General features: G+C 56.4%; 7 protein-coding genes and 2 tRNA genes. 4 read left to right on the top strand and 5 right to left on the bottom strand.

The window, feature by feature from the left end:
- Positions 1-77: transfer RNA gene (locus tag AC2FGE_RS19925), tRNA-Asp, on the bottom strand.
- Between the two features lie 202 nt (positions 78-279).
- Between AC2FGE_RS19925 and AC2FGE_RS19920 the strand changes: the two genes are divergently transcribed.
- Positions 280-354: transfer RNA gene (locus AC2FGE_RS19920), tRNA-Val, on the top strand.
- Between the two features lie 112 nt (positions 355-466).
- On the opposite strand, the gene lon is transcribed toward AC2FGE_RS19920, so the two are convergent.
- The 3 genes from lon to AC2FGE_RS19905 form a co-directional block, all read right to left on the bottom strand.
- Entirely contained in the window at positions 467-2,875 is a 2,409-nt protein-coding gene (gene lon / locus AC2FGE_RS19915) for an endopeptidase La (RefSeq protein WP_496821047.1), read from the bottom strand.
- A 214-nt stretch (positions 2,876-3,089) separates the two neighbouring features.
- Positions 3,090-4,220 (bottom strand): tRNA guanosine(34) transglycosylase Tgt, encoded by a 1,131-nt coding sequence (gene tgt, locus AC2FGE_RS19910; protein WP_496821046.1) that lies wholly within the window; start codon positions 4,218-4,220, stop codon positions 3,090-3,092.
- A 63-nt stretch (positions 4,221-4,283) separates the two neighbouring features.
- Entirely contained in the window at positions 4,284-5,195 is a 912-nt protein-coding gene (locus tag AC2FGE_RS19905; RefSeq protein WP_496821045.1) for a nucleoside hydrolase, read from the bottom strand.
- A gap of 164 nt (positions 5,196-5,359) precedes the next feature.
- Here AC2FGE_RS19905 and AC2FGE_RS19900 point away from each other — a divergent pair, with 164 nt between their 5' ends.
- From AC2FGE_RS19900 to AC2FGE_RS19890, 3 genes are all read left to right on the top strand, one after another.
- The gene (locus AC2FGE_RS19900) at positions 5,360-6,250 is read left to right on the top strand and encodes an SPFH domain-containing protein (protein ID WP_496821043.1); all 891 of its coding nucleotides are present in this window, start codon (positions 5,360-5,362) and stop codon (positions 6,248-6,250) included.
- The gene (locus AC2FGE_RS19895; protein ID WP_496821042.1) at positions 6,250-6,537 is read left to right on the top strand and encodes an NfeD family protein; all 288 of its coding nucleotides are present in this window, start codon (positions 6,250-6,252) and stop codon (positions 6,535-6,537) included. Before AC2FGE_RS19900 ends, AC2FGE_RS19895 begins: the two co-directional genes overlap by 1 nt.
- Before the next feature lie 80 nt (positions 6,538-6,617).
- Positions 6,618-6,980 carry an SUF system Fe-S cluster assembly protein gene (locus AC2FGE_RS19890; protein WP_496821041.1) on the top strand — a complete coding sequence of 121 codons (363 nt, stop codon included), beginning with the start codon at positions 6,618-6,620 and terminating at the stop codon, positions 6,978-6,980.
- A 243-nt stretch (positions 6,981-7,223) separates the two neighbouring features.
- Here the strand turns inward: AC2FGE_RS19890 and AC2FGE_RS19885 are convergent, their stop codons facing one another.
- On the bottom strand, positions 7,224-7,562 hold the full coding sequence (locus AC2FGE_RS19885; protein WP_496821040.1) for a hypothetical protein: 339 nt from the start codon (positions 7,560-7,562) through the stop codon (positions 7,224-7,226).
- Positions 7,563-7,692: the final 130 nt, after the last annotated feature.

Here is a 7,692-nt window from a genome sequence, read left to right as displayed (position 1 = left end):
TGGCGCGGTTGACGGGGCTCGAACCCGCGACCCCCGGCGTGACAGGCCGGTACTCTAACCAACTGAGCTACAACCGCCCACTGCCCGTTCCCGATGGAACGTTGGGGTGTATTATGGCCCCGCCCCGACGTCGTCAAGCGGCGTTTTGAAGTTTTTTGACAGAAGCCGGATTTTTCCATGCGGACGAAATCAAAGGCCCCATTTTCGTATGTCAAACAGCGTTTTCCGGGCCGCTCGGGCTTGCGCGGGCCATTAGGACGCGATAACAGCACGCGCTATGGGTGATTAGCTCAGTGGTAGAGCGCTTCGTTCACATCGAAGATGTCAGGAGTTCAAATCTCTTATCACCCACCATTCTTTCCTATGAAAACTTACTCTTAAATCCATAGGCTTTGCCAACTTAACAGCTTCTAGATACGAAAAAGGCGGACCTTAAAGCCCGCCTTTCCAATTTCTGCTGTAAAGTTCAGTGCGCCGTCGCTGCCGGACCCGCACTCTCGGCTGCTTTGGCGGCCGCCGCTGCAGCCTCTTCAGCGGCCTCGTCCCATTCGATGGGTTCGGGCTCGCGCACCAGCGCCTGTTCCAGCACTTCCGAGACATGTTTGACCGGGATGATCTGCAGGCCCTCTTTCACATTGTCGGGAATCTCAGCCAGATCCTTTTCATTCTCTTCCGGGATCAGAACCGTTTTGATGCCGCCACGCAGCGCCGCCAGCAGTTTTTCCTTCAAGCCACCAATCGGCATCGCGTTCCCGCGTAGGGACACCTCGCCGGTCATTGCAATATCCTTGCGTACCGGAATACCGGTCAGGACCGATACAATCGACGTTACCATCGCCAGACCGGCCGACGGGCCATCTTTGGGCGTTGCGCCATCCGGCACATGCACGTGGATATCGATCTTGTCGAACTGAGGCGGCTTCACCCCGATCTTAGGCGAAATCGACCGCACGTAAGACGAGGCCGCGTCGATGGATTCTTTCATCACATCGCCCAGCTTACCGGTGGTTTTCATCCGCCCCTTTCCGGGCAGTTTCAGCGCCTCGATATGCAGCAGGTCTCCACCAACCGACGTCCAGGCCAGACCAGTCACAACGCCGATCTGATCGTCCTGCTCAGCCAGACCATAGCGGAACTTGGGCACGCCAAGGAAATCATCCAGGTTTTCAGGCGTCACGGTAACCGAGTCGGCCTCTTTCTTGATGATCTTGGTCAGCGACTTCCGCGCCACTTTGGCGATCTCACGTTCAAGGTTCCGAACGCCCGCCTCGCGGGTATAGGTGCGGATGATCGACTGCAGCGCCTCATCGGTCAGTTCAAATTCCTTGGCTTTCAGGCCATGGTTTTTGACCTGCTTGCTAATCAGGTGCTGCTTGGCAATCTCGCTCTTTTCCTCTTCGGTGTAACCGGCCAGCGGAATGATCTCCATCCGGTCCAGCAGAGGCCCAGGCATGTTGTAGCTGTTCGACGTGGTCAGGAACATCACGTTGGACAGGTCATATTCGACCTCCAGGTAGTGGTCCATGAACGTGCTGTTCTGTTCCGGGTCCAACACTTCCAGCATGGCCGAAGCCGGATCGCCGCGGAAATCCTGCCCCATCTTGTCGATTTCGTCCAACAAGATCAGCGGGTTCGTGGTTTTCGCCTTTTTCAGCGCCTGAATGATCTTACCTGGCATCGAACCGATATAGGTCCGACGGTGACCGCGGATCTCGGATTCGTCGCGCACACCACCCAGCGAGATGCGAATGAACTCGCGCCCCGTGGCTTTGGCAACCGACTTACCCAGCGAGGTCTTACCCACACCCGGAGGGCCAACAAGACACAGGATCGGGCCTTTCAGCTTTTTCGAACGCTGCTGAACCGCCAGATATTCAACGATCCGCTCCTTGACCTTCTCAAGCCCATAGTGATCGGCATCCAGAATGTCCTGCGCGCGGCCCAGATCCTTTTTGACACGGGATTTGGTGCCCCACGGCAACGATAGGATCCAGTCCAGATAGTTGCGCACGACCGTGGCCTCAGCCGACATCGGGCTCATGTTGCGTAGCTTTTTCAGCTCGCCTTCGGCCTTTTCACGCGCCTCTTTCGACAGTTTGATCTCGTTGATCTTTTCTTCCAGCTCGGCAACTTCGTTGCTGCCGTCTTCGCCATCGCCAAGTTCCTTCTGAATGGCCTTCATCTGCTCATTCAGATAGTATTCGCGCTGCGTCTTCTCCATCTGGGATTTGACACGGGTCTTGATCTTTTTCTCGACCTGCAGAACCGACATCTCGCCCTGCATCAGGCCATAGACCTTCTCAAGCCGCTCACTGACGCTGAGGGTTTCCAGCAGTTCCTGCTTTTGTTCGACCTCAATGCCCAGATGACCCGAGACCAGATCGGCCAGCTTGGCAGGCTCGGTGGTTTCACCAACTGCGGTCAGGGCCTCTTCGGGGATGTTCTTGCGCACTTTTGCATAGCGCTCAAACTCATCCGCAACAGTGCGCAACAGCGCCTGCGTGGTGGTCACATCACCGGGGATTTCGGTCAGATACTCGGCGCGTGCCTCAAAAAACTGATCGTTTTCAAGGAATTCCGTGATCTGCACCCGCGCCTGACCTTCGACAAGCACCTTCACGGTGCCATCGGGCAGTTTCAGCAGTTGCAGCACATTGGCCAGAACGCCGGCCTGATAGATGCCGTCCACTTCCGGGTCATCGACACCGGGGTCGATCTGGCTGGACAACAGAATTTGCTTATCATCCTGCATCACCTCTTCCAGCGCGCGGACCGATTTGTCTCGGCCCACGAACAGCGGCACGATCATATGCGGGAACACCACAATGTCGCGCAGCGGCAGGACGGGGTATGAGGAATTCAGAGGCTCTTGCATGCTCTATCCTTATCGTTGGCAAGACGGCTCTGGTCCCTGTTTGAGGCAACGCTTGGCCATCTCCTGTCTTGGATGGTTAAAGGTGGGGCTATTAGGGCCCTATTTCAACCTCACCATCATGTCTCAGTTCGCAGCATGACCCGAGGTTTTCCGGACTGCAAGGCACCGGACCGAGATATCCACCGAAATTCTGGAAAGATCTTGCTGCTGTTTCTTAAAGCGGCTCGATATCACCCTGCGCGCGTGTTGCATGGAAATCAGCCTGCCACGCGTCGAAGGTTCCGGCTGCAATCGCATCCCGCATTTCCTGCATGATGTCCTGGAAATAATGGAGGTTGTGCCAGGTTAGCAGCATGCCGGAGATCATTTCATTCGAGCGGAACACGTGATGCAAATACGCGCGCGAATAGTTCGAGCAAGCAGGGCACGAGCACTCCTCGTCCAGCGGGCGCGGATCATCGGCATGGCGCGCATTTTTGATGTTGACGACCCCGCGCCGCGTAAATGCCTGGCCCGTGCGGCCCGAACGCGACGGCAAAACGCAATCCATCATGTCGATGCCACGCGCAACCGCGCCAACGATATCGTCGGGTTTGCCCACGCCCATCAGATACCGCGGCTTGTCGCTGGGCAGGAAACCCGGGGCATAATCAAGGCAGTCGAACATCGCCTCCTGCCCCTCACCCACGGCCAAACCGCCGATGGCGTAGCCCTCGAAACCAATCGCTTTTAGTGCTTGGGCGCTTTCTTCCCGCAGGTCCTGTTCCAGACCGCCCTGCATGATGCCAAACAATGCATGGCCGGGGCGGTCGCCAAACGCATCCCGAGACCGCTCGGCCCACCGCATCGAAAGGCGCATCGATTCGGCGATCCGATCCCGATCAGCAGGCAGCGACGGGCATTCATCAAAGCACATCACAATATCCGAGCCCAGCAGGCGCTGGATTTCCATCGACCGTTCCGGCGTAAGTTCATGTTTTGACCCATCCACATGGGATTTGAAGGTCACGCCCTTTTCGGTCAGTTTGCGCAGCCCGGCCAGTGACATGACCTGAAACCCGCCTGAGTCCGTCAGAATAGGCCGGTGCCAGTTCATGAACTTGTGCAGGCCTCCCAGCCGGTCGATCCGTTCAGCGGTGGGCCGCAGCATCAGATGATAGGTATTCCCTAGCAAGATGTCGGCCCCCGTTGCGCGCACGCTTTCGGGCATCATCGCCTTGACGGTCGCCGCTGTTCCCACCGGCATAAAGGCAGGTGTGCGCACTTCACCCCGTGGTGTGTGGATCACGCCTGTACGGGCCTTGCCATCTGTGGCTTTGAGGTCAAACGAAAACGGCTGGGTCATATCAACATCTCAGATCGCGGAACCGGGCAGCCTTTGCCCGATCCGCAAGCGCTTTGCAACCCGTCAGGGCAGCGAGGCGACTCGGGCCGTGAACAGGTCAACCACCCCTGCGCCGTCTACGTCCCGACAGACAGTCACAGGTGGGCGTTGGTTGTGAGGTACCGTTGCGCCCAACGAATCCCCTTCGGTAACGACCCGCAACCCGGTTTGAACCACGTCGAACATGTGGCCATGGGTGCAGGCGATCACCGCAGTGGAATCATGCAGGCCACAACCATCTAAGCCGCCGATTTCCTTGTAGAACTGCAAATAGAACTTGGAGATGTCCCGCAGAAACACACCCATATCGGCTGATTTCTGTGCCAGCGCCTCAAAATCCGCGTTCTGATACAGCGTTTTCAACGTCACATCCAAACCCACCAGAACTGTCTGTGGTGGCGCAGCAAAGACCGCATCGGCGGCATGCGCATCGTGATAGATATTGGCTTCGGCATGCGGGGTGATGTTGCCCGGGCAATAGACAGCGCCCCCCATGATCACCAAACGGCCAAGGTTCTTTGAGAACTGCGGGTCCAGCGCCATCGCATCAGCGATATTGGTGAGCGGACCGACGGCACAGACCACCAGTTCGCCAGCATGTTCGCGCGCCATTTCAACCAGAAACTCAGACGCCGTCAGATCATGGTTCTGCCCAATCTCAGGGATATCGGTCAGATCACCAAATCCTTCTGGCCCGTGCACATGCTCGGATGGGCTGTGATCGTCTTTACCATGAGCCGCGGTCGCGCCTTGAGCAATGGGTATATCCAAACCCAACTTATCGACCAGAAACCGGGCGTTCCGGCTGGATTGGTGGACATGTGTATTGCCAAAAACGGTGGTCAGGCCAATCAGGTCAATCTCGGGTGCGGCGGCAGCGTAGGCGATGGCCATGGCGTCATCGATGCCCGGGTCTGTATCAATTATCAGTTTCATCCCGCTCCGATAGCGCAGTCGCAGGCAGATGCAAAGCGATCACTGTCTTCTTCACAAACGCACAACGCTATTTGCAACCCACGGCATTCACGCCATACCAGAGTTGAAATCGGACGACTCAATCCCCAAATGTATACTATAGTACACAATAAATGAGGACAGATATGACAGAAGAGCAGATCATCGGATTGCTTTCATCGAACATTATCTACCTGCTGGCCGCCGTACTGGTGGTTATTGTTATTCTCAAAGGCATCAAGATTGTGCCTCAGTCAGAAAAATACGTGGTTGAACGGTTCGGGCGTCTGCACTCGGTGCTTGGGCCCGGAATCAACTTTATCGTTCCGTTTCTGGATGTTGCACGCCACAAGATCTCGATACTGGAACGCCAGCTGCCAAATGCGACCCAGGACGCGATCACCAAGGATAACGTGTTGGTTCAGATCGACACCTCGGTCTTCTACCGGATTTTGGAGCCGGAAAAGACAGTCTACCGTATCCGCGATGTAGACGGTGCGATTGCCACAACCGTCGCCGGCATTGTCCGTGCTGAGATCGGTAAAATGGATCTGGATGAGGTTCAATCGAACCGGTCTCAATTGATCTCGCGCATTCAGGAAAGCGTTGAAACTGCCGTGGATGACTGGGGGATCGAGGTAACGCGTGCTGAAATTCTGGACGTAAACCTTGACCAGGCGACGCGCGACGCGATGTTACAGCAGCTGAACGCCGAACGCGCGCGCCGTGCGCAAGTGACTGAGGCCGAAGGCCAGAAACGCTCGGTGGAGTTGCAGGCAGATGCTGAGTTATATGCCGCCGAACAATCGGCCAAAGCCCGCCGCATTCAGGCCGATGCCGAAGCCTATGCGACCGGCGTTGTGGCCAAAGCCATTCAGGATAACGGGATTGAGGCTGCTCAGTATCAGGTTGCCCTGAAACAGGTGGAATCGCTTAACGCGCTGGGCAATGGTACGGGCAAACAAACCATTGTTGTTCCAGCCAACGCCTTGGAAGCGTTTGGCGATGCGTTCAAAATGCTGAAAGGGGCAAAGTAATGGCTGATCCCTTTTGGCTGACATGGTGGATCTGGTTGGCGGGCGCCTTGGCGCTCGGCATACTGGAACTGGTGCTGCCCGGGTTCATCTTTCTGGGCTTTGCGATCGGGGCCGCGATCACTGGTCTGATACTTGTCATCCCAGGTGTCACGCCATCGCTGCCCATCCTGCTGCTGATCTTTGCGGTTCTGTCCCTGATCGCCTGGCTGATCCTGCGCCGGATGTTCGCGCTGCCGCATGGCCAAGTGAAAACATTCCAGCACGATATCAATGACCGACACCCTTAAGGTTTTGCCCAGCCTGCATGACTGGACGCTGGGCACACCATTCCCTATATAAACGGTCAGGCAACTGACCCGAGGCAAAGATGACTCACCCCAGCGAACAGTTTGAAGGTGCACCACTGATTGCGCCATCAACCATCGAACACCCCCTGTACGAGCATGTGGTAGACGCATGCCGCACGGTCTATGACCCTGAAATTCCAGTCAATATCTATGACTTGGGCCTGATCTACACGATCGACATCAAGGACGACAACGCCGTCAAAGTGATCATGACTCTGACTGCACCGGGATGCCCGGTTGCCGGGGAAATGCCCGGCTGGATCGTCGAAGCCATCGAACCCGTGGCTGGCGTGAAAGAGGTTGATGTCGAACTGACGTGGGAACCGCCTTGGGGCATGGACATGATGTCCGACGAAGCACGGCTTGAACTGGGCTTTATGTAATTCGACCTTCACAGCCCAGTTAGCGCCAATTGTCACAAAACATTAGCTTTTGCGTTACCTTGCTGTGTGCCGCCTGTCACATTGCTGCGGGACATATACGGCGCATCTGCAATCGCACAGGTTGAACGAAGTGATGCGCTTGGGCCGTGACCAATGCGCCGCCCCCCGTCGCCAGGCCCCGAATTTGGACCGCTCTTGCCCGAGAGCGGTCTTTTCCTTTGTAGAAGACGCGATATCCAGGGCCTATTTCAGACCGCAGGTTGATTTGATTTCGGCTTCGCGTTCGTTGAGCGCCTTGATGTAATCCCCCGAAAGCATTTGCAGCCTCTTGCCCTCCGTTCCTGTCACAAGCCCCAGCAAGGCCCCGGCCGGCGTGATCGCAGCCACGCTTTCCAATTGCTTATCCTCGGCATGTTTCTTTTCGGCGTCAATGGCCCGCAAATCACCCTCGGCTGTGGCGCAACTAACAGGGTGGCGCTTTGCCTCGGTTTCGGCCTGCGCGGACGAAGCCAGCAGAAACACTGTGCAAGCGCCCGAAATCGCACGCGTGATTACATTAATATTGGTATATAGAATCCTCATTTTTATGCCCTTTTTCTACCTGAATACGGAGCAATACGTCCCCCGCCAAATGCCTTGCCCACACGCTATGCGCACTCTCGGCACCAAGGCAAGCCGTTTGGCTCGCTGTGATCTACTCTAAAAATCGCGT

This window comes from Ruegeria sp. YTSA075, from assembly GCF_059610245.1.
This window is presented reverse-complemented; position numbering and strand designations above follow the sequence as displayed.